The sequence below is a fragment of the Ruminiclostridium sufflavum DSM 19573 genome, assembly GCF_003208175.1.
Taxonomy (GTDB): Bacteria; Bacillota; Clostridia; order Acetivibrionales; family DSM-1351; genus Ruminiclostridium; species Ruminiclostridium sufflavum.
Map to the genome: position 1 here is coordinate 157,627 of NZ_QKMR01000008.1, position 26,059 is coordinate 183,685.

Consider the following 26,059-nt stretch of genomic DNA (forward strand, 5'->3'; position numbering starts at 1 on the left):
GATTCCCCCCATTACTGCTCTTTAAACAATCCCTGCTCTCTTATTCTTGCGAACATCTTTATTGCAAATACAAAGAGGATAAATGCAGATAGAGCAATTACGATAAGTTCAATGTTTAGCTCCAGAAGAAATCCGTAGATAACAAGACCTAATGGTGCAGCAATATTTAATGCGGATGTTGCAAGTCCAAAGACCCTTCCTCTTACATTTTCATCGACATACATCTGCATGTAAGAGTATGCCGGAATCACGATTCTTGTATATACAAACCCCATACACACCAGAATAATAATGAATACAACTGTGATAATTGTATTTCTCTGACTGCTTAACGCGTTTCTTAAGTAAATAAGAATCGGTATACTCCACAATAGAACCAAGAAGGATAATGCAAACAGTTTTCTTGGCAACTGGCTTAATGCTTTCTCAAGCTTCTGCATAGAAGAGGCAAGTGCACCAATAATAACACCTACTCCCACTGCAGCGACTGCATAAGACAACTGAAATTCTGTTGCTTTTACATTCAGACGCATAATGTTCTGCAGTGCTACATTTGTTAATGGATAATAAACAAATGTAAGTGCAAATAACATAATCATAAGCATTTTGACTGCACTATATTTCTTCACATAGCTAAAGATGTATTTGACTCCCTCTTTTATATTAAATTCAGTTTCCTCTCCAGACTTGTTATACATAAATTCTATTAACAAGGTAGTAGCTGCTCCGATTCCATAGGTAACTGCATCAATCAATAAGACCATTTTGATTCCGAAAGCCCCATAACATACTGCACCGATTACCGGCCCTAGTATTGTGAGGATTGCTCCCATTGCCTGAAAGTAGGCATTTGCCTTTGGTACCATATCTGCCGGTACCATATTTGCCACGCCTGAGTTAATGCCCAAATTTAAAAATGTCTGAATAAAGCTCACTAACACAACTCCTAATCCAAATACAAATAAGTTATCTGATATGCATTCAATAAAGATAAATAAAATTCCTGCACTTACTGAACTTAATAAATCTGCAATGAAAATAATCTTCTTCTTATCGTACTTGTCTATTAAGGTTCCTGCTAAAATACTGATAAAGATTCCAGGCAGAATTGTCAAAGTAAGTATCAGAGAATATAATGCAGCTGAACCTGTAACATCTAATACATAAAGGCTTAATGAGAATTTGAATAATGCAGTTCCAAAATCACTGACAAACCTTCCACAGAATAGCAATAGTAAATTCCGCTTTACATTTTGTATCTGTTTCATCTCATTCATATTACTTATCCCTCCTGTTCTGTTCCACCGTTTTTTGTTCGTAATTTATAATATTAAGCTTCATTCCCAGGAAGAAATCCTTAAGGCTATTATCCCCCACTTCAAAAGGAAGATTAATATCCAACTGGAGCTTATGGTTACTGTATCTCGTCATAACATGAATGTTTTTCGCCTCTTCCATATTTAACTCGTACATTAGTCGCTTATATAAGAAGCTTTCAAACACACTCATATCATTTTCTTCCAACTTGCCCTGAAAGTTAAATACAATAGAGGTCTTCCGATTAATTTCATCTACCACCTTCTCAAGCAGTTCCATATGCTTCTTTGTCTGATACATGGATAATGCTGAGAAATTTACGTTGTGCTTCTCGCTAAGCCCTATAACATTCTGCGTTTTCTCCTGAATTGCAATGGAGGATTCACTCGTTGATGCCGTCATCGGAATCATATCGATGAATTCACCAATAGTATCAAAATACTCCCTGCCTAGATACTTTCTTCCATAGTAGTAAATCATAAATGGTATCCTGTGTATTCCAAGGTAATCTCTCACAAACAGGCGAAGCACTTCAAATGCCCTGCTCCATGCATTATCATTATCCTGTTCGACCTCTTCTTCCATCTCAAAACGGATGTAGGTACTATTGCCCCTTGGATATGCTGCAATGGCAGTCTCTAATTCGCTAAGGGCTTCCTGATAATCCTGCATTTCAAAGAGCTCCAGGAGTTCATCTTGTGTAGCATTTACAGGCCCCATTCTTATCTGGTCAACAAAATCAGCATAAGAAAGCTGTTGCTTATATTGCACTGTTTTATCTTCTGACAGAGTAAGGTATATTTCCAATAGTCTCCGCTTTACAACCTCACCACTCATAGCATCGAAGATTGCATGATTTACAGGAAGAATCAGATAATACTCATCCTCAGAAGCCTTGATGAGAAGCATTCTGTATAACAAACCATAGAATTCCTTCTGTTCTGCCTCTGAACTAAAAAGTTCTCTGAGCTGTGCGTATTCCTTAAAGTAAATCTCTTTACAGATTCGATCCACCAGAGCAAATTGAACCTCTCTTGTATAGCCTGCCAAATCAGCATATGGAATCTTCACATCCGCTACTTCATCCCTCTGTCTCCAATAAAGTGTATTTCCTTTCTTCACGATATCAGCCCTGAAAAGCCCCTGTTCATTTAAGAACACCGTAATTGCCTCATTAAATACATCAAGATTTAATATATTTCTAAACGAAATCATAGTTCCGGAATATCTCTCGCTATCCAAGAAGTAATTCTGAATTGCAGCCATTCGGTATTCCTTCTCTACCTCCGCACTCAGTATTGTTTCTTCAAACTCCGTGCACTGTTCATTCAGACTCTTCACAACATCTGTAGTACACTCATTTTTTAATCCAACTAAACTTATAATACCTGCATCGTCCTCTGTCCTGGCATCATAATTCCCCATATCCGCAAAATGTGTTACATAAAGAGAGGCGTCGACTTTCTCATTCACAAACTTTTTAATTCTTTCCTTTTTAGCTTCGTCTAGATCGCAAACAAAATACAGCACATAATTCTGCTCAAATTCTGCTTTTCGGATTTTTAGCTCAATGCCCTGTTCTTTTAATATCTCTGCCTCCACAGATGCTTTGTCTTTAATAAGGGCTCTCTGTTTTCTATTTACAATATACTCTTCTAACTCACGCACCGTTGGGTTGGAAAACACATCATTGATGACGATATCATAGCCCTGTCGTTTCATTAGAGACAAAAATTCTATAACTTTCAATGAGTTAGCACCCATTTCAAACAGGTTATTATCAATCCCCATGTCTTGAAGATTTAAAAGCTTCTTCCACAGAGCCAGAATCTCTTCCTGCTTCTGTGTCTTAGGTTCCGCCTTCTCATAAGCCTCTTTCACTGGTGCTGTCTTCACCATTTTCTTAAGCTGGTTAATATCCAGCTTGCCATTCGGTGTATGCGGCAATTCTTCCAGAATTAAAAGCTTATTTGGAATCATGTAATTTGGAAGTTTTGCACGCATCCTGTCTATGATTTCTTTCTCAGTAACCAGAGACTTTAAGCTGCAGCAAGCTGTCAAATAGTTTTCCTGTACGATAAATACGGCTGCTTCTTTCACCTGATTCATCGAAGCAATGACACTTTGAATTTCATCTAACTCAATTCGATAGCCATTAAGTTTTACCATTCTGTCATTTCTTCCTGTGATGATCAAATTACCATCCGAATTCCAAGCTGCTAGATCACCAGTCATAAAGTAACGACTTCCATCTCTATCTAAATCCACGAATTTCTCTTGGTTTAGTTCATCTCTGTTGTCGTAGCCATTAGAAACACCGTCTCCACCAATTGCAAGTTCTCCGATACAGCCAATTGGTATCCTATTCTTCTCAGAATCCACAATCACACATATTGTGTTGGCACAAGGACGACCCACATGGACTTTATCGCTTCCAGTCAATTCCCCAACTGTTGACCATACTGTAGTTTCAGTTGGCCCATATACGTTAAATACCCTCACATCGTACGGCCGTAACTTAGACAAGAAATCTTTCGGAAATGGTTCACCTCCAATTAAGATGTAATTTAACTGTCTTATTGCACGTTCAAAATACATGGAAATCATCATTGCACGAATACGAGAGGGGGTTGTCTGCAAGATATCAATCTTGTGTTCGATGATTTCCAGACATAACGCATCAACATCATTTATCTTGTCCTCGGATGCTATGACAACCTCCATTCCGTTTGCCAGTGACAGGAAACTTTCTAACACAAAGATATCAAATCCCACCGTGGTAACACTTAGTAATCTCTGGTTCTCCTTAAACGGAACTGCCTGGTTCATTCCTACGATAAAGTTCCTTACATTCCTCTGTGTCACCGAAACTCCCTTTGGAAGTCCTGTGGAACCAGAGGTATAAATCATGTACATTGGCACACTGGATGCAAAGTCATCCGGCAGGTTCTTAGCCTCTGCACTTTTCCAATCAATCTCGCCAAGATTAATACTGACTACATCGTCAGATTCCCATATCTTACCGACTCCAAAATGAACCACACATTTTGTATCACTGTCTTCTAGTATGTAACGCAACCTGTCCATTGGATAACTTGGATCTAATGGTAAATATGTAATTCCTGCTTTCACTGCTGCCAATAGTGCAATCATCATCTCAGGTGAGCGCCTGCATATGACTGCTACCCGGCTCTCGCCCGCCTTTAAGCCTTGCTCCTTAATCAGCGCTGCAACATAATTAGCTTTCGTGTTCAGTTCTGAATAGGTCATCTTCTTACCATCAAACACAACTGACACTTTTTCTGGCTGCTGTGCCGCACGTCTTTCTATGCAGGCTTTAATAGTGTCTGCAGCATCATATTCTGTTATACTCCGCTCAAACTGTGCTAACGTTACTTGCTCTTCCTCTGAGAAAGAAAGCGTCTTAAGCAACATATCCGGAGTGTCTAGACACTGCATAAGGAATGCTTTATAATTTTCAAGCATCCTATTGATTGTCTTCTCTGTAAATAAGGATAACGCATATTCCATTTCCAGATTAAAAACGCCGTCATGCTCACTGATGTTTAAAGTAATATCCAGTTTTGAGACTTTATTTTCAATAGGATAATTAGATACTTCAATGCCGTCTGCTGTTAACATTCCACGTTCAAAATTCTGCATGGAAAACATAATATCAAAGACTGGATTGTGAGAAGCATCATTATGTACTCCCAGCCATTCCACTAATCTGGTAAAGCTGATGCACTGGTTATCATAAGCCTCCATCGCTGACTTCTTTACCTCATTCACGAAATCAAGGCAGCTTAGTTCTCTATTTATATGATTTCTAATCACAACCGTATTAATGAACAATCCAATACTGTTGGCTAGATTCACGTCATTTCTGCCAGATACAGGCGTACCTATCACAATATCCTCCTGACCGCTGTATCTCCATAGAAGAGCCTTGAACATGGAAAGGAAATAATGGAACCCTGTGAGACCATGTTGTTTCGTAAATTCACGAACTTTCTCTGACTCAGTAGCCGTTAAATCAATGCTTGCTTTTCTTCCTTCAAAACTGTGCTCCGCGGTTCTCTCATAATCTGTTGGAATTTTTAAAACCTCAAGATTATTTAATTTTTGGACTAATTTTTCTTTTTTATTCTTGTATTCCTGCGTCTTCTCGTATTCATTTACCGCAATAGCATAATCGCTATACTGTAAAGTAAATGGTTCTATAGGCTGTCGCAAATATAACTGGCATAATTGGTGAGTTAGGATAGCAGTTGACATTCCATCACATATTATATGATGGGTGTCAAGCATAATAATCGTATTGTTCTCTTCACGTTTCACAAATCCAATGCGGATTAAGCTATCCTTAGCTAAATCAAATGGTCGTATAAACTCTCTAGCACAAGATTCGATATTATCGCTTGTAAAATGACTTGGTAAAATCTTGATGTTCTTTCTAATCCTCGCAATAAATTTTCCATCTTCTTCAACAAATGAAGTTCTTAAACTTTCCTGCTGCTCTACAAGCCGGTTTATACATTCCACAAATCTTTCTTCTTCAAACGGTCCCTTAACCTCAACCGCATTAAACATGTTATAGGCTACGGAAGAAGGATTCACTATCTGGATTGCATATAGCTGTTTCTGTGAACTTGTCATCTCATACTCAGAGACATTGTCATGTTTCGTGATCACCATGCCTGAAGACTTCACTTCATTTTTCTTTTTCTCATTTACGCAAGCTGTAATTCCTTCAAAGGTCTGTTGTAACATAACATCCTTTAAAGGAAGCTCAACATTTAGAGCCACTTTTACTTCTGCTGCAAGCCTCATGGCAAAGATTGAATCTCCTCCAAGCTCATAGAAATTATCTGTTAGTTTGACTGATTCTACTCCTAACACCCTACACCATACCCACGCCATATCCTGTAGAACATCTGCATCAAAAGCTTGCGTATCACCAATGACATCGTATTTTCTTCTTGGTGCAGTTTCCTTCGTCCTAGACGCTGCTGCATTCCTACCATAACTTTCACTGACTTTAGGTATTTTAACAAGACAACTCTGTTTTTCAAAGGGATAAGCAGGAAGATGTATTCTGTGGCAATCTTCAGCAAATGGGAAATCTTTTTTCTCTCTGCCAAAAATCCCTGCTTCATACTTCTTCAAAGTTTCATCCTCAATCTTATCAATCCACTGTTTGAGTAAAACTTCCTCGGCATCCAGATTACTGATACATCTCTCCTCTTGAGTCAGATAAGCATTTTCCTTTAAATTTGATAACACATCAAGTGCTTCAACTCGAGAGGAAACATTTACAACACATTTATAACGGTAACAGCCTTCATTTTGCGCTGCTGTAAAACAGATATCATCATACCGTTCCTCGGTATTTTCTAAGAATTCAATCATCTGGTTGATGCGCTCTTTAAAAGAATTTCTGCTCTTTGCTGATAATGTCAGTGGCAGCAACTGATGTATCTCTGCCCTGTCTGCTTCTTTGCGAACTGGAGCCTCTTCCAGAATAATATTTATATTGGTTCCACTTAAACCAAAGGAGTTAATGGCACATCTTCTTGGTGCACTGCTCACCCACTCACGGTACTCTGTATTTATGTAAACAGGCGTATCGGTAAAATCTATTAATCTATTTGGAACCTTATAGTGCAACGATGGATAAAGTTCCTTATATTTGAGAGACAATGCACATTTAATTATAGAGGCAATACCAGACGCATGGTCTAGATGCCCTAAATTTGTCTTTGAAGAACCAATCGCACAGAACTGCTTTTTATTGGTCTGAGTGCCAAAGGCTCTCTGGATTCCTTCTATTTCAATCGGATCACCGAGCTTGGTTCCTGTACCATGTGCCTCAATATATGTAATGGACTCTGCCTCTACTTTTGCTTTCTTTAAATTATTTACAATTAACTGTGCCTGTGCGGTAGGATTCGGTGCTGTGATTCCTGTTGAATCACCATCGCAATTTGCAGAAACACTCTTAATAATGCAATAGATATCATCCTTATCTCTTAAAGCATCTTTCAGCCTCTTCACGTAAATAGCGCCTACACCTTCTCCAACCCCAGTTCCATCTGCTGAATCATCGAATGCTTTTGCCTTCCAATTACTTGCCTCTACACCAAGTTTGGTTCCCATCATTGCAGGAATCATACAGATTCTTGAACTTCCCACAATTGCAGAACTACATTCACCGCTTTCAATTGAAAGACATGCAAAATAAAGTGCCACAGCTGTAGAAGAGCAACTGGTATCGAATATAGAAGATGGTCCATGGTAATCCATAATATAGGAGAGCCTGCTAGCAATGACAGGTATTATATTACCTACCATTGCTAATGCTTGTGACTCTTGTTCTACATCAGATACCAACTTTCTGTACTCATTTACCGTTGAGTTGTCATATCCCACAAATACACCAACATTACTTCCATTCAACTGTCCTGCACCGTATCCGGCATCCTCCAGACAATTCCTAGCTGCCTGTAAGAACCTTCTTTGGTTCGGATCCATAAGCCGTGCCTCCGCTGGGGAGATTCCGAAGAAGCCGTAATCAAAGTTATCAACACTATTCAAAAAGCCTCCTCGTACAAATTCCACCTCGGAACCCATTCCTGAATATTTCAAATAATTTTTTGCATACTCTTGTCTTCTTTTTGGGAAATCTCCAACACAATCTATTCCATTTTGCAATACCAGCCTGTACTCTGACAGATTTTTACTTAATGCGAATTCACCGTCCATTCCAACGATTGCAAATTCTTCATTTTCTCTTTCCTTTTTACTTAAAGCCATGACTATTTTGGCTGCCATTTTCTTATCAATGGTTCCCACCTTAGCACCTTCAAGCAGATACTTCATCATCTCTTTCATATGAATACCTCATATCCATTTATAATCTATTTATCAAATCATCCAGATCCGCATTGTCATCCTCTAAGAATGCCAAGATATCGTCTTCTGCTAGCTCTGTAGTTTCTTTCTTTTCTATAATGCTCTTATCTTCCTGCTCAACGTGTCCGCAGATATCCTTAATGGTCACGTAAGAGAATAAGGATGCAACAGTAAATTTATCAGGATAAGCCTTATTTAATTTACCAGATACACTCATCAGCCTTATGGAATTACCTCCCACTTCAAAGAAGTTATCTGTAACTCCAAAGCTCTGATGTCCTAATACGCCTTCCCATATGTTCCATATCTCCCATTCCATATCAGAGGCTGGTTTCACAATATCATGCTCTGTATATACTGGGCTAGGAAGATTCTTATAGTCAACCTTACCGATGTAAGTCAGCGGCATTGCATCCAATTTGATATATTTTGCAGGTATCATATACTTCGGTAATTTCGTGGACAAATACTTCTTGATATTCTGTCCATCTTCCTCACCAACATAGTACGCAATCAATTCATCCTGATAAACAATGACTGCAGCACTTTCTATTTCCTGCATCTCTTCCATTATTTTCTCTATTTCTAATGTTTCGATTCGGTATCCTCTTACCTTAACCTGTTTGTCCACTCTGCCTAAAAAGCTAATCTCACCATTTTCCAGACGCTTTCCTTTATCACCAGTGCGGTAAACCAGCAGTCCTTCGTGGTTCTTATCTTTCACAAATGCTTTAGCAGTAAGTCCTGGTGAATTCACATAGCCACAGGAGACACCCTGACCGCCCATCACAATTTCACCAGCAAGCCCATCCGGCAGGATGTTCATGTTTTTATCTGCAATGTATAGGTAACCATTCTCAATTACATGCCCAATGCTATTATCTGCGATATCCCCATAGGACACATTTCGCTTAATCGTGGATACAACAGTACACTCTGTCGGTCCGTATTCATTTACAATTTCAATATTTTCAATCTTCTCTTTGACTGCTTTATAAGTTTGTACGCTTAAACGGTCTCCAGCAGTTGTAACAATCCGTACGCTCTGTAACTGCTCTGCTGTCAGGTTCTCAAAGATGGACTGGCATAATATTGGCACAGAGATGAAATGTGTTATCTTCTCTTTCTCGATTACCTCTCCAATACACCTTACATTCAGGACATCTTCTACAAATACAATCTTGCAACCTGACACAAGTGGTGTGAAGAAGCTTGTCATAAACCCATCGAAAGAATATGCAAATAACTGTAAGATATTATCCTCTGCTGCAAAGTCATACTCCTTACTTCTCCAACCAATTGCAGATGCGATATTCTCTTTCGATACCAGAACACCCTTTGGCTTACCTGTCGTCCCGGAAGTATAAATGATATAAGCGTACTTACCTTTACTGGCAGGTGCTGTCTCATATTTATCTTCTGGATTGATCGTCGTTACCGGAAGTCCAAACTGTTCTGCAAAGGAAACATTCTCCTTATCAGACACAATCCGTACAGCTCTACTGTTATCAATCATATACCGGATACGGTCTATTGGCAGGCTTGTATCAACTGGAAGATAGATTGCATTTGCCTTCATAATTCCTAAGATACCTATTGCCTGTTCCACTCCAGCACCACACATTAAACATACAGTCTCATCGGCTACAACTGATGCATCATGTAAGGCTTTTGCAAGTCCATTTGCCATAAGACGTAATTCTTCGTAAGAATACTCTGTATTCCTATCTTTTACTGCTGTCTTCAAGCTGCATTTTCTGCTTGCACGCTCAAACTGTTCCATCAGACTTTCATAGGCTACTGGCTCATAAGTTCCAACCAGTTGTTTCTCTTCTGTAGCAGATAACAGGCTGATATCTTTCTTTTGGATTAATGGATTATCAATTACCTGTTTTAATATGTGGAAATACATCTGCGCAATCCTCTGGCACTTGGATTCTTTAAATGCATACTTGTTATAGCTTAAATTCAGCTTCATCCTGCTGCCTGGTGTAAATACCACTCCAACGCTGTAATTGGTATGTTCCTTAAGTACAACATTTTCCACTGCAAAATCATAAGTATTACCGTTCTCTAACTGTTCCTTCAATGCCTGATTTACAGGATAATTTTCGTAAGCAACCACATGGTTGATAATCTGATTTCCATTGTTTGCATCGGATTGAATTTCATATAGTGGATAATAGGAGTACTGCTCCATCTTTATTAAGTCATCTTGAAAGCGTCTTGCAGAATCAATAAATGTCTCGTTCTCTTCCATTGACACACACACAGGAATGGTATTGATAAACATACCTGCCGCATTGTTTACGCTTTCGTTCTTTTTATTTCTTCCAGACACAATGCTTCCAAATACTGCTTCGTCTGCTAAGTTCGTCATCTGAAGTAACAAGCCCCATGCGGATATTACAACAGATGCGGAAGTAATGCTCTGGTTTGACATTGCTTTCAGTTTATCAGTGTACTCCTCATCCAGATAAGAATCCAACTCGCAAGTCTCTGTATCCTCCGTAGCATGCTCAAATGGAATCTGGGTATTTAACTCCCTGCCTCCCAAGTACTGCTTCCAGAATTTCTTCGCAGCGTACATGTTCTGCGTTCCAATCCAGTCATACAAATCACGGCAGTTGTCTTTCTCAGCTTCTGTTTTTATTTGTTCTCCCTGTTTTAAGTACGTATAGGTCTTAAATAACTCCTCAAGTATAATGGAGACTGACCATCCATCCAGGATTAAATGATGGAATTTCCATATTACCTGATAAGCTTCTTCTCCCGTCTTAAGGATTAAGAATCTGCACAAATCTCCACTTGCATAGTTAAATGCTTCTATGTCAAAGGCTTCTATTATCTTCTCCGTATCTTCTTCTGATAAGCCTCGTACATCTTTATCCTTCACACCTAGTTCTGTGTCTTTTAATATAATCTGAACTGGTTCGGTGATATTTTCACTGACAAAAGCTGTGCGTAACGCTATGTGGTTCCTCTTCGTGATATTGAGTGCTTCTATTAACAGTTCTGATGAAAGCTGTCCAGTAAGGTTCATCACAAGTCTTTCATGGTATGCATCATCATCTGGGTTTGAGATGATGTGATATAGCATACCTTTCTGCATAGGAGTCATCCTCATAAAGGAATCTGCTTGTCCACCGTACATTACTTTCAAGTAGTCTAACTCCTCTATACTGATGTCAAGGTTATAGTCAACTGGCGTTGTTACCGAATTCTTCAAATCCTTGCATGCCTGAACAGTATCTTCAATCTGTTTCTTAACTTCTTCAATTAATGATGTTACAAATTCACAACTCACAACTGTTTTTGAATAGGCAGTTGTAAAATGAAGCCTGCCGTTTTCAATTTTACAGCTAATATCCATTGCATATTGCCGTTTCAAAGCATCTCCAACACATTTACCAATAGCTTTATCCGCTCTGGTAAAGCCATTCTCTTGTGACTGAATCTGTCCTAAATAATTGAAGCTTATCTGTGGTTTTGCGTAACGGCTGGCATTTGGGTCAACGTCTGCAATAAGTCCAAACGTATACTCTAAGTTCTTGGCTTTTCTTCGTTTCTCTTTTGTAACACAGATTAGCTGCACTGGATTCTTCGATGGTTCAAATACAATGGGATAGATGGCAGTAAACCAGCCAACTGTTCTTGAAAAATCATAATCCTTATACTTAGCGAAACGGCCTGTACTTTCCAATGCTAACGGAATGCTGCGCTTTCCACTTACAGCTGCCAAGGCATTTACCATAATGGAAAGAAGCACTTCTTCCATCGTAGCCCCAGTCACCCTGAAAGTTCCATTCTTTAAGGCTTCTGTGATTTCTACGTCAATGTTAAATTCTTTAGACACAGTATCCCCAAAAGTTCCATACTCAGTTGTTTCCCATACCGGTGTATCCTTTTCCTTTGCAAGTCCTCTCCAAAGAGACTCATAATTAAACTTAAGCTCTTCTTTCAGTTCGTCAGAATATAATACATCTGTCCACTGCTTGAAAGACATTGTCTTTTCAGGGAGTATAACCTCTGTATGATTCTGTTCATCATGGTAAAGCCTTGTAAGATCCTCTGCAATTATATTCCATGACACCACATCAATAACCATATGATGTACTGCAAAAAATACGTAATCTCCTTCTGATGTAACCATAAGTGTCATTCTATATAATTTATCACTGATTAGTGTAATTGCTTCTTGTTCTTCATTGCAGATGGCTTCCATCACGCAGTCCAGTTCATCCTCTGTCACATTTTCCAAATGCTCTACTCTGAGTGCATCTAGCCCATTCATCTCTTCTGCTCTCAGGACGTTCAGATAAGAATTATCTTCATCCTTTACAAAAACAGAACGCAATGAGTCATGATGAATTACCAATCTTTTAAGAGCTTTCATAAGGCTTTCTTCATCCAAGTGTTCTTCTGAATGAAGAATAATCGCTTGGTTATATTGGCCTGTCATTGCCTGCTCATCTTCTGAAAGTTCCTTCTGGATTGGAGTCAGCAGCATCTTGCCTGCAATCTCATCCTGAGAGTAAGCACTCTTGTTAGACTGCATATACTGATAAAACTCCCTAATAGTCGGATGGGCAAATAAATCTGCAACCTCAAAATGATATCCGTCGGAATGTACCTTGGACAAAATCTTGATTACCTTAATGGAATCTCCACCAATTTCAAAATAATTATCATCAATACTGATTGGTGCATAATCCAGAATCTCTTCCCAAATATCCACGATATACTGTTGCATGGCATTCTCGGCTTTTACATATCTGCTTAAATCAGACTTAATCTCAGGTTTTGGCAATGCCTTCTTGTCAACTTTTCCGTTTATATTTACCGGAATAGTTTTGATTGGCATAAAATATGCCGGTACCATATATCCTGGTAAATGTTCCTCCATAAAGCTTCGTAACTCGTGGTAATCCAGTTCCTGCTTCTGCTGGTAGTATGCAATGATAAACTTGTTGTCTTCTGCATCTGCATCCACAATTACCACACAATCTTCTACTTTCTCATTCTTTAGAATGATGTTCTTAATCTCGCCTAACTCAATTCTATGTCCTCTTATCTTAACCTGCTGGTCGATTCTTCCGATATACTCAAGTCCACCATCAATAAACCTTCCTGCATCACCGCTCCTATAGACATAGAGTTCTTTTCCGTTGTGGGTGTATTTTATAAATTTGGCTTCAGTCAATTCTGGTCTGTTAATATAGCCACGGCATACACCATGTCCCCACACAAGAAGTTCTCCCTGCATACCTCTTGGCACTGGTTTCAATCTGGAATCTACCAGAACTAGCCCTAGTGTTGGGATTGGCAAACCGATGTCACTAACGTTTTCTTCAATTTCTTTCTCCGTAATCTCTTTATATGTAACATGAACAGTTGTCTCCGTAATTCCATACATGTTGATAATTTTGCAGGATGGATATCTGCTATGGAAATACTTCACGACCGCTGGATGTAGCTTCTCACCACCGAAGATGACATATCTTACGGCAAGTTCCACTCCTGGTTCTATCTCAAGCTGTAAGGATAAGGAGTTAAATGCAGATGGTGTCTGGTTTAATATCGTTACCTTCTCATTTTCTAAAAACTTCATAAACTTATAAGTATCTCTTGCAAAATCTTTCGAGATGATAATGAGCTTCCCGCCAAATAATAAAGCACCATACATCTCCCATACAGAGAAATCAAAGCAGAAGGAGTGGAACATTACCCATACATCTTGTTCTGTAAAATCATACAGACAGTTGTCATTTACAAACAATCTTATCACGTTGCGGTGAAAAATCATTGCGCCTTTAGGTTTACCAGTAGTTCCTGATGTGTAGATGATGTAAGCAAGATTTTCAGGTGATGCCATTAAAGCCAGCTCCGCATCATTTTCCTCTAAATCTGTATTAAAGTCGATAACAGGGCAATTTACCGTCACATCAAATAAGTTTCCTGCAGTTACAACAAGTTTGGCATTACTGTCACTTATCATAAACTCAAGGCGTTCTGCAGGATAACTTGGATCTAATGGCATGTATGCACCACCGGCTTTTAAGATACCAAGCGCCGTAATAACTGCTTTTGAATTCTTCTCCATGAGAATTCCAATTATATCTTCCGTCTGGATGCCATGTTTAACTAAGGTATTTGCAATCCTGTTAGATAACCTTCCTGCTTCTTGGTAGGTGTATCTCTCTTCACCATACTGGATTGCTGTGCGGTCAGGATATTTTCTTACCTGTTCTTCAAATAGTTCCGTAATAGTAACATCTGTGAATCCGATGTTAAACGCTTCTTCTACATCAATTAGCTGATAGTCCGTCTCACCTAAGACTTCCATCTCAGCAACAGGTCTATCCATATGTCCTGCTACCTGCGTCAGAACATTCTGGTAATGGCATAATATCTGTTCCATAAATGCATCATTAAATGCTGCTTTCTTATACATAAAGGTTATTTCAATTTCTCTCCTTGGAATAACCACAATAGTTAAATCGTAGTTAGTAGACTCATCTGCAGATGCTTCTACAATACGAAATGCATTATCTGATACGCTTTCCTTGTTTTCTCTTATCAAGTCAAAATTCTCGAATACGAATATATGGTCAAACAATTGGCTTCCATACTCTGAGAACTTCTGAATGGATGCAAGTGGATAATAGCTATAGCCCTCTGCCTTAACACATGTAGTCTGAACCTGTCTAGCCAGTTCTGTAAAGGATACTTCCTGTGAAGCTGTTACCCTAATAGGCAAGGTGCTGATGAACAAGCCAATCATATCCTCAATTCCCTTAACAGGTGCAGAACGTCCTGAAAGCACAGAACCATACACGATATCATTGGTGTCACAATATCTCATGAGTGTAACTGCCCATGCTGCCTGCATAATAGAGTTTAAAGTAAGACCCCTGTTGGTTGCCGCAATTGTAAGGCTGTCTGCTATTTTCTTATCTAGCTTAATCTTTATCTCATTCTGTCCGCTCTCCTGCTTGTTACCGCTCTTATACAATTCATTTGGCTTCTCATAATTGTAAACCTGATCCTTCCAGTACTGGGCAGCTTCCTCCATATCCTGTTCCTGCAACCAGTCTATATAATCACTGTACTGGATATTCTGCTCTTCTATCGGGCTTTCTCCCTGGCACAATTGGTTATAATATGTTGTCACCTTATCCAGTACCACCGCAAGACACATACCATCCATTAAAATATGGCTGTCGCTCCAAACCAACTTCCAAGTGTCTTTATCTGTCTTAAATGCCATAACACGCATTAAAGGCCCTCTCTGAAGATCAAAACCTTTCTTCTTGTCAGACACGCAGTATTCTTCAATAACCTGTTGCTGTTTCACCTTATCAAGTCCTGCAATGTCGGAACTTTCAAATAAAATCTCCATTGCATCAATTGACTTTACTACTTGGTAGCTGGTGCTTAAGTTATCATACATAAATACCGTTTTAAAAATGTCATATTGTTCAATCAGTTTACAATATGCTTTTCTGAAATTCCCGAGCTCAATATTCCCCTGTATTGTTAAATAATTCTGTTCAAAATAAGCTCCTGTGCCACCTTCTGTAATAGTATGGAACAGTATTCCTGTCTGTGTTGCTGTTAAAGGATAAATCTTTTCTACTTTACCATTTAAAGATGATAATATGTAATTCAATTCCTTTATTGAAAGTTCGCTTCTTCCATAATCTGCAGGTGTCTTCACAATCTCTTCTGTCTTGTTTAAAGCTTTGGCAATATTCTGGCACTGCTTCTCAAACTCAGAAGCAAAACATCCCATAGCCTTATCCTCCAAGACATCCGGTACATAATCAAAGGATACCGTAAGCCTGTTCTCTAAAATGCTTGCGCTGACATCCATTATATATGGCATCTGCATATCCTTATGAATCATAGACTTATTATCAATTGACTTAATACTGATTGCACCCATTTGTTCTGCAACCGACAATTCTCCTAAATAATTAAAGCAGATTTGGCTATCCACTGCTTTCCCGCCATCATGGTAGTGTATCAACTGATACCCTATACCTTTATCTGGAACCTTTCGCATGGTTTCTTTTACATTAATCACCTGTTCCGCAAGTCCAGTCTGGTTAATCTGAAAATGAACTGGATATATAGTGGTAAACCAGCCAACCGTTTCGGAGAAATCCATCCCATTCTGCGTAATATTTCTTCCCATGGATTCCATGTCGATTACCACGTCACGTTCTTTGACAATACCAGCAGCCTTTAACGCATTTAAAAATGCTGTCAGAAGGAGTTCTTCCGTTCTTGTTCCATATGCACGGTTGGCAGTTCCATTTAACAGGTTTGTGCAGGTCTCTACCAAGGTAACACTTATGCTCTTCCTGTCGCCAAATGCTGTCTTATACTGATTCTCCTTCTTATACTGGTCAATCTCTTCCCAATAAGCTTTTTGCTTCTTAAAGTGATAAGAATAGCAAGCCTTCGTGATTTTCTCTAAATAGTCTGAATATGTCAAGCACTCTGTCCCGATATCAACAGACTCGCCATTTTCCAGCCCTTTGTAAATAGTCATAAAATCATTTACAAGAATACGCATTGAGACCGCATCTATAATAAGGTGATGAGCCGCTAAAAATAAATACTCCCTATTTCCATCCTTGATAAGGGTAAATTCAACTATATTTGAATCAATTGCAATTCTTTTTTGTAAAGTTTCAATGGTTTTATCCAGACTTTCACCTTTTTCGCAAATGTTTACGCGGAGTGAAACCTTATCTGCTGGAAGGATGTTCTGGATAACTGCTCCATCCTGTTCTTTCTGATAGGAAGCACGAATCATTGGATGTTTTCTGATAATTTCCTCCTGTGCCTTCTCTACATATTCCTGATTCCAGCCATCTTTATTTTCCAATAGCACCGCCTGGTTGAAATACCTTTTATAATCATAATGCGCAACAAACCGCTTCTGGATTGGTGATAGTGCAAGCTCTCCTGTGAAATCCCTTGTCTTGCAGGCAATTTCCCTCTTTACATTGACAGTTTTCGCAAGCTGCTTAATGGTTGGATTTGCAAATAACTGTTGCATCGTAAATTCTAAGTTATTCTTTCTTAACATGGAGACAATCTGTAATGCCTTGATGGAATCCCCGCCGATTTCAAAATAATTGTCATCCATGCTGATTTCCTTTAAGTTCAGTACTTTTGCCCATGCCTCAGCTAACAAGCCTTCTACTTCATTTTGTGGTGCAATAATTACATTTTTCTTCACTGTAAAATCAGGTTTTGAAAGCATATTACGATTGGCTTTTCCTGAAGTACCGATTGGAATCTGGTCTAATTTTATGTAGTAAGATGGAACCATGTAAGCAGGAAGGCGAGAGAATAAGTAGTTCTTCAGTTCAGCCTCATCCACTTCACCTACAAAATAAGCACATAACACCTTGTCATCCACTCTTCTGTCAATTGTAAGAACAATACATTCCTTTACTCCTGCATAATCTAATATCTTAGCCTCAATCTCCTGAAGCTCAATTCTATATCCCCTGATTTTAACTTGTGAATCGCTTCTTCCTAAATAATAAATATCACCATTATAATCCCATTTTGCCAAGTCACCTGTTTTGTATAAACGTTCACTCTTAATCTGTGCAAATGGGTTCTTAACAAAACTTTGCTCCGTTCTTTCAGGGTCATCCAAATAGCCATCAGCCAAACAGATTCCACCAATGTAAATCTCACCACAAATTCCTTCTGGAACCAAATTCATATCTTTATCTAATATTAAAATATCTACATTGGAAATAGGTTTTCCAATTGGTATTGTTTTATTATTATTTCCTGCCAATGCTTTGTAAACACAACCGATACTTGCCTCTGTCGGTCCGTATAAATTAATGCATTGTAAATGAGGGAATAAGGTCAAGAAGCGGTTCACTGCCTTTGGCTTAATCTCCTCCCCGCCTAAGATAACCCATACAAGGCTGTCTAACGCATCGGCTTCTTCAGTTGAATTTTCCATTTCATCTACAATAGTGTTAAATACAGACGGAACAAAATCCACAATTCCAATCTTTTCAGTCTTAATGATATCTAATAGGAAACCGGCTGTCAGCATATCGTCTGGTTTCGGAATTACTACTTTGCCACCGTTGATTAATGGCCAGTAAAACTGCCAGATGGAGCTATCATACACATAATTGGTTGTAAGCAAAACACTGGAACATGCTTTCATTCCTAAAGTATCATTCATCCACATCAGACGGTTTATGATTCCACGGTAAGGTACTACAACCCCCTTTGGTTGACCCGTTGAACCAGAAGTGTAGATAACATAGAAAGTATCACTTCCGCTGATTCCTGAACCATCGTAATGTTTTCCTTCATACTGGCGGTATTCTTCCCCCTTGATATCTGCTAAAGCAACCTCCATGTGAGGAAGTGATATATCTCTGCAGCCTGGGCCTTTCAGGATATAATCTGCCTTAAGTTTTGTATAAATAAGTTCTTTCCTTTCCAAAGGCCAAGCAGAGTCCATTGGACAGAATGCTGCACCTGTTTTCATAACAGCAAGTTCCATTACAAGCATTTCGATGCTTCGTTCTGTCAGTATAGGAACAATCTTTCCTTTACCACAGTTTTGTGACTCTAATTTTGATGCTAGTTTATCAGAATAAGAATCCAATTCTGCATAAGTTACATATTTCCCATCAAATGCAGCTGCAATAGAATTAGGTGTCTCTCTGACCTGGGCATTGAACAATTCCACTATATTGGCATCTTTGTATTCAAAGACAATTTTGTTATTGTTGTTATCCGATAAAAGTTTCTGCTCTTCTTCTTTAGACAAAATACAAATATCACGAATAAGTACTCTGCTGTTTTGCATTACCTGTTCCAGAATCAGTATAAACTCATTCATGAAACGCATCATAGTTGACTCTTTGTACAACCTTTTATTGTAACGAAGAACAAGCTGATAATGGTCGTCTTCTTTATTAGCATCCAAGGTGACATCAAATTTAGCCATCTTCTGCTCAAAATTAATGTATTCATAATCCATTGTCTTGCCTGTATGAGTTTTCGTTATATCATTTACACCAAACATAGTTGCAAAGAACGGATTTTGTCCATTTTCAGAACTAATCCCCAACTCTCCTGCAATTTTGTTCATAGTACAATTCTGGCGTTTCAATATCTCTAATAAATTCTGTTCTACGGCTTTCACCAACTGAATATAGGACTCACTTGTCTGAAGATTCATTTTAAATGGAATACTTGATACAAACATACCAACCATTTTATCTGCCTGCTCCAAGAATCTTCCTGATGTCGGAACACCAATAATAATTTCAGTTGACAGTGATAGTTTACTAATGAGAACCCCATAAACGCTCATCAGTACCATGAAAGGTGAAACATTATTCATGCTACAGAATTCATGAATTCCTTCGAACACATCCCCAGAAACAGTTCCATACAAAGTTTCCCCTTCGTTAGCTACCGACCCACTTCTTTCAAAGTCAGATGGAATTAATGTCTTCTCCACGCCGTCTTCAAATACATTATGCCAGTATTCCAAGTCCTCTCTCATGATTTTTCTGGATTCTTCCCCTATACTCCATTGTACATAATCATCAAAATCAAGTTCTGCTGGCTCTAACTGTTTATCTGTGTATAGCGCAATAAATTCTTCGAATAGGAGGTTCATGGATAAACCGTCCACTACAATATGATGAGAGTCAAACATTAAATATTCTGTCTCATCCACCATAACTAACTTCACTCGGAGCAATCTGTCTTTCTCTAAATCAAATGGTTTTAAGAACTCACCAAATGCTTCTTTTATGCTTTGTGCCCTTTCCAATTCTATCTCATAATCTTGTATTGCACGAAAAAATTGTACTAATCCATCTGCTGTATTTTTAAAACCTGCCCTTATAGCAGCATGTCTTCTCTGCAATTCATTAATTACATATTGCACTTTTATAATATCAAGCTTCTCGTTGAACTTAATAATCATTGGAACATTATAAGCAATTCCCTGCTTATCCAAAGCTGCACCTAAATAGATCTCCTGCTGGATATCCGTCAATGGAAGATATTCAATAGAAGCATCTCTCTTTGTAAGCACAATGGAACGCTCATCTTGATTATCAGAAAACTCTTGTTCTATCTTATCTAATGCTTTACAGAATGTCTGAATGGAATTGTGCTGGATGATGGCTTTCACCGTTGCATGGATTCCTTCTGCCTTTAAAGCTGAGATGATACCAATTGCTTTAATGGAATCTCCACCTACTTCAAAGAAATTATCTTCCATCCCAATTTCATAATTTCCAATTACATCCTGAAACGCTTTAAGAACAGCAGCCTCTTTATCCGTAACTGGTAAGCTGTGTTCTTTTTTTCTCTCAATAATCACTGTTTTTAGCTTCTGCATATCAACTTTACCATTACGGTTTAGTGGGATTTCTGTAACCTCATAGATGTGTGAAGGAATCATATAGTTTGGCAGTTTATTACGCATTGCAAATAGAAGCTCATCATAAGTGACCTTGCCATCTGTAATGTAATAACCATTTAAGTATTTTTCGTTCTTCAGCTTATTTTCCTGTACCGCAACAACAGCAGCCACAATGCCTGCCACATTACGCATCACGCTCTCAATTTCACCAATCTCAATGCGGAATCCTCGCATCTTTATCTGATTATCAACTCTTCCAAGAAATTCAATATTGCCATCCTCTGTCCAGCGAGCCATATCACCTGTGCGGTACATTCTGCCTTCACCATATGGATTCTTCACAAATTTTTCATCTGTTAATTCAGGCTGATTCCAATAACCCCTTGCTATTCCCTTACCTGCAACACATAATTCGCCAGGTACTCCAATTCCGCAAAGCTGAGAGCCATTCATTATATAAATCTGCTTATTCACAATAGGTTTACCAATTGGAATATGTCTTGGCAGTGTTCCCCCATCATATTTCCATGCAGTTGCACAAACCGTCGTTTCAGTTGGGCCGTAATCATTACTGTACACTCTGCCCTTACCAAACTTTTCAACAATGAAATGGTTGGACTCAGAACCTGCTGTTAATAAAATTCGAAATGGAACTTTATTAATCTGTGTCAAATACTGTGGTGGGAATAATCCAATTGTCACATTATTTTTAATTAAATATTCCTCTAAAGCATCTATATCATTTCTCAAATCCTCAGTTACTACGCAAAGAGTTCCTCCGATTAATAAGGACATTGTAATCTCAGAAACAGCCGCATCAAAAGAAAAACTAGCAAACTGCATTATTGTATCCTGCTCACAGAAGCCACGCTGCTTTCTGAAGTAATCTCTTAGAGAAGCTATCCCATGATGTTCCACTAGGACACCCTTGGGTTTTCCTGTTGTACCTGATGTGTAAATCATATATGCAATGTCATCCGGACTGTGGTCTGCACCCGCAAACACTCCACATTCTTCTTTTCCTAATACAATCTGCACAATCTCAGTATCAAAAGTAGTATCTTCTGTCCCTACTAAGATAGCTGCGGGCTGACAATCATTTAATATATAATTGATACGTTCTTTTGGGTACTCTGGATCAATAGGTACAAATGCCGCTCCACTCTTTAAAACTCCGAGGATTGCACTAATTGTCTCCATCTTTTTGCTTGCATTAACTGCTACAAAACTTCCCTTTCCAATTCCATTTTTCTTTAAATAATCTGCAACATAATTGGCACGTCTGTCTAAAGTGCCATAAGTGATTTTCTCATTCTTCAAAATGACAGCTATTTTCTCTGGATACTTCATGGCTTGTTGTTCAAACATAGCATCCATCGTAGTGTTCTCTACTTCATAGCCTGTGTCATTAAAGCCCTGAACTAACACTTTTTCTTCCTCTTCTGAAAACAAGCCAATATCTGCCAACAGGCAATCATCTGTTTCCTCATTCCACTTACTCATCATATTCCTAATTAAGGCTAACATGTGTTCCTGTATTGATATAATTTCCCACTTTTCAAAGCATTCTGTTTGGTAATCAAAAAGTATCTGATACTGATTTTCTACTGTCTTAGTAATATGTATAATCAAGCTCTCTGTCTGCGCTAGTGTTGGATACAGAGTAATATCCAAGCTGTGGTTATCCAGCAAAGATGCGGGCTGGAAGTTTAAACTTACATCAAAGATTTTCCCGGTACCATTTTCTTTTAAAATCCTGTTATAAGTATACTTTTGATGCTTAAAAGCAGAAAATATCGATTCCTCAATTGATTTTATGTATTTCTTAAGGGAATAATCCTCCTTTAAAAATTGAAAATAGGTAGGAATGGTATTCGCAAATAATCCTAACGTATTTAACTGCATTTTTCCTGTTCGATTCAATACCGTGCTTCCAATGTAGAATTGTTCTGCACGGCTCATATTATGAAAGACAGCACCTAATGCTGCCATATAAAGAGAATATTCTGATATACCTTTATGATTGCAAAACTCATAAATAGATTTGGACTCCTCCAAAGGAACCATCTTAATAAAACGTTCTGTATTTAATACAGTAGTTGAATGGTTTGTCAATACAACAAGGTCTTTAAATTTTTCAAGCTGGTTCTTCCAATACATTTTGTCACTTTCAAATTTTTTACTACTGACATACTTATTTTCCTGCTGCATAAAATTTACATAAGAATTATTATCAATGTGATATTCTTCTCCAGCAAGTCTACTGTTGTATAAATTCACAAACTGTTCACCTAACTTCGATAAAGTCCATGCATCTGCAATAATATGATTTAGCATTATAAATATTCCAAACTTATTAGGTAACTGCACAACAGAGAAGAAATATAATTTTTCCAAGCAGGATAAACCCTGGTTTATTTTTTCCTGCACATAGGAACGATATTTTTTTTCTATATCAAACTTGTAAAATTCGTAGCTTTGTTCATAATTAATTACTTCATTATACTTCCATACAAGATTATTTTCTTCATTACTTATTTGCAAGTGGAATATGTCATTTTTATTCAAAATTTCATGCATGCAGTCTTTGATGAATTGTTCATTAACAGTACCTGGAATGAAAATATCTGCCGCAATACATGTTGCTCCACTCCCACTATATTGCTCTAACTCGTATAGTTCCTTTTGTGTACCCGTTAGTTTTAGCATGTGGTGCCCCCCAATTAAAATCATATCTCATCTTTTACAATATTTTATAGCTATATTTTTCGCATAAAAAACTATTCATCAAGCTTCTCGATAAAAAAACACACATCCGCTACTGTTTTAATCTCTTTCAGAGTTTCCATATCAATCTCAATATCATATTCCATTTCAATCTCACCAATCATGGAAACCATATCAAATGATGTCATTCCTAAATCAGCTATTAATTCATCTTCTATATTAATCTCATCTTCGTTTGCATCGATGAATTGTGATAAAATCTGATTAACCTTGCTCTCAATATTGTTCATTTTCATATGCATGGTGCGCTTCCTGCTACCACCACACCTTCCTCCTTACGTTTAATATAATTTAACACTATTTTTTATAAATATTTATATCTTTTTACCTTGCCAAGTGAAGTTCTTTCAAAATCCTCTCTCGAATACTCAATATTACGAATCTGCTGAAACATAGGTGATTTTTTATTTACCTGATCTATCACCTTTTCAATCTCTTGTTTCACCTCTTCTTCCGAAGCCCCCGCACATCTCTCCTTATCTGGTACTATAATACAGCTTAGCACTTCAGATTTCGCTGTCTGCTTCGCATACACTAGAGCAGCCTCAATCCATTCCGATTTTTGAATAATCTCCTCTATTTTGGCAGGAAAAATATTATTGCCATCTTTGAGAACAATGATATCTTTCTTTCGGCCACTTATAAACAAGAATCCCTTCTTATCTATGTAACCAATGTCCCCCGTCTTAAAGTACTCATCTGTAAATTCATCCTGGCCGTAGTATCCCCTCATCACTATTCTTCCAGAAACCTGAATTTCATCCTCTACGATTCTTATTTTGCAATAAGGATTCGAATCTGCTATACCTACAGATTGCTTTCTTCTTTTCTTCAAGTTGTTAGCACATACAACTGGTGAACATTCTGTAATTCCATAGCCATTTAAAACTGTAATTCCTATGCCGTCCAAAAAGTCAATTGATTCTTGATTAGCGCTTGCTCCTCCACATATAATAATGGAAAGTTTGCCACCTAATTCGTCAAGGAGATTATGGAATAATTTTCTTCTTATATCAAGATGTAATACCTTTAAAACATTGCTTGCCCAATATACTCCCCAAAATTTTCTTCCCACTCTCTTCTCAATTGTTGAATGGATTCTCTTGTACATTCCATCTACAATCATAGGAACTCCAATTAACAACTCTGGCTGAAATAATTTCAAATTGCTAAGAAAATTCTTAATGCCTCCACCAAAGCATACAACAAAGTGATAATAAAGCATACCTGTTAGAATTCCAGTTGTTAACCCAAAAGCGTGATGCATTGGCAGCAAATGGAGATATCTTGTATCCTTAGTGAAAGTATCTTCTCCAATTAAATAGGCACAGTGGCGTATATCACTGCACAAATTATCATGTGTCAGCATGACTGCTTTATTATAGCCTGCTGTGCCAGACGTAAAAATTATTATTGCCAAATGCTCTTCCGTTACTAAATCCCGGATACTGTCATTTGATTCTTTACAATCTAAAAGTGTTTCAAAATCCTTACATTCTGTAAAACACTTAAATTCTAAGTCGTCCGAAAGCCTCCTTAAAGCAATTGCTTTCTTTGAGCACCTTTTATCGAATAATACTATTTTTGCATCAATCTCATGTATCATTTCTAAAATCACTTCTTCAGATAGTTCGCTATCAATCGGAACTACAATATTTGCAGAACCTACTGTACCAAAATAAGCTGTAATCCACTCGTAACTAATATCGCCTAAAAAAATAATTTTCTGCTGGGCCATATTTCTGCTGTAAAGCCAATTTTTTAGTTCATTTGAGCGTTCAAACAGCTCTGAATAAGATTTTCTATCTATAACACCGCACTTATTAACTAATACAGCGTCAGAGTTGCCATTTTCACGACATGCATCGTTTAATAAAGACCATAAGTTCTCATTTTGTCTTTCCATATCTTTTCTCCGTTGTATTCTTCATTTATCAAGAAAACTATAAACACTGCTATTTCCGATTCTGGTAATGCATTGCAAGAATGACTTTCGTATCACCAGTTGAACTTTCTTCACCAATTGCATTTGCAACGACAGATTCGATAATATTTGCCATTTTATTTCCATGCCATATTCCAATTATTACTCCCTATATGCTGAAAACCTGAGCAAGCACATACATATTTTTTCTGTAGCCTATCCTTATCCTGTAATTACTCAATAATAAGATATCGCCTTGTCATCATCTGAGACAAAAATTAATATTCCCTAGAGATTTCTAGAAATAATAATCCTATTATTTTCTTAAATTTTTAATTATTGAGACTATTTTTTTAATTTTACGTTTTTATACATTACTAATATTTAAATTTTAAACTATATTTTGTTAATCTGCAAATATTTTTACATTTTTTTTGCATCAACTAGATATATTGTACATAAAATTGAGCTTTTTTTACATTTATCATCAATCAATCCATCATATTACAATAAAAACACAAATTCTAAGAATCCATTTATTCACAGTTCATGTTATGAAAAGAGAAATTGCAGTCATGACCACCCGTAAAACGGGTGGCTTGTGCTAGCCCTATAAGGGCTTGTTACCGGCTAGCGCCTAAAGACGCTGGCTTTCACTTTGTTCA

At 37.8% G+C, this 26,059-nt stretch carries 5 protein-coding genes; all 5 read right to left on the reverse strand.

Annotation, left to right across the window (positions count from 1 at the left end):
- Positions 1–11: 11 nt before the first annotated feature.
- A complete protein-coding gene (locus tag LY28_RS08685; protein WP_110461786.1) occupies positions 12–1,277 on the reverse strand; it encodes an MFS transporter in 1,266 nt (421 codons plus the stop codon).
- 1 nt (position 1,278) lies between these two features.
- A complete protein-coding gene (locus LY28_RS08690; RefSeq protein ID WP_110461787.1) occupies positions 1,279–8,211 on the reverse strand; it encodes a non-ribosomal peptide synthetase in 6,933 nt (2,310 codons plus the stop codon).
- 19 nt (positions 8,212–8,230) lie between these two features.
- On the reverse strand, positions 8,231–23,392 hold the full coding sequence (locus LY28_RS08695) for a non-ribosomal peptide synthetase (protein WP_165835534.1): 15,162 nt from the start codon (positions 23,390–23,392) through the stop codon (positions 8,231–8,233).
- Positions 23,393–23,463: 71 nt separating this feature from the next.
- Positions 23,464–23,712 carry an acyl carrier protein gene (locus LY28_RS08700; RefSeq protein ID WP_110461789.1) on the reverse strand — a complete coding sequence of 83 codons (249 nt, stop codon included), beginning with the start codon at positions 23,710–23,712 and terminating at the stop codon, positions 23,464–23,466.
- Between the two features lie 62 nt (positions 23,713–23,774).
- Entirely contained in the window at positions 23,775–25,376 is a 1,602-nt protein-coding gene (locus tag LY28_RS08705) for an AMP-binding protein (RefSeq protein ID WP_110461790.1), read from the reverse strand.
- Positions 25,377–26,059: the final 683 nt, after the last annotated feature.

Coding starts and splice junctions, on each gene's coding strand:
- LY28_RS08685 (WP_110461786.1), bottom strand. CDS start 1,277: ATGAATGAGATGAAACAGATACAAAATGTAAAGCGGAATTTACTATTG.
- LY28_RS08690 (WP_110461787.1), bottom strand. CDS start 8,211: ATGAAAGAGATGATGAAGTATCTGCTTGAAGGTGCTAAGGTGGGAACC.
- LY28_RS08695 (WP_165835534.1), bottom strand. CDS start 23,392: ATGCTAAAACTAACGGGTACACAAAAGGAACTATACGAGTTAGAGCAA.
- LY28_RS08700 (WP_110461789.1), bottom strand. CDS start 23,712: ATGCATATGAAAATGAACAATATTGAGAGCAAGGTTAATCAGATTTTA.
- LY28_RS08705 (WP_110461790.1), bottom strand. CDS start 25,376: ATGGAAAGACAAAATGAGAACTTATGGTCTTTATTAAACGATGCATGT.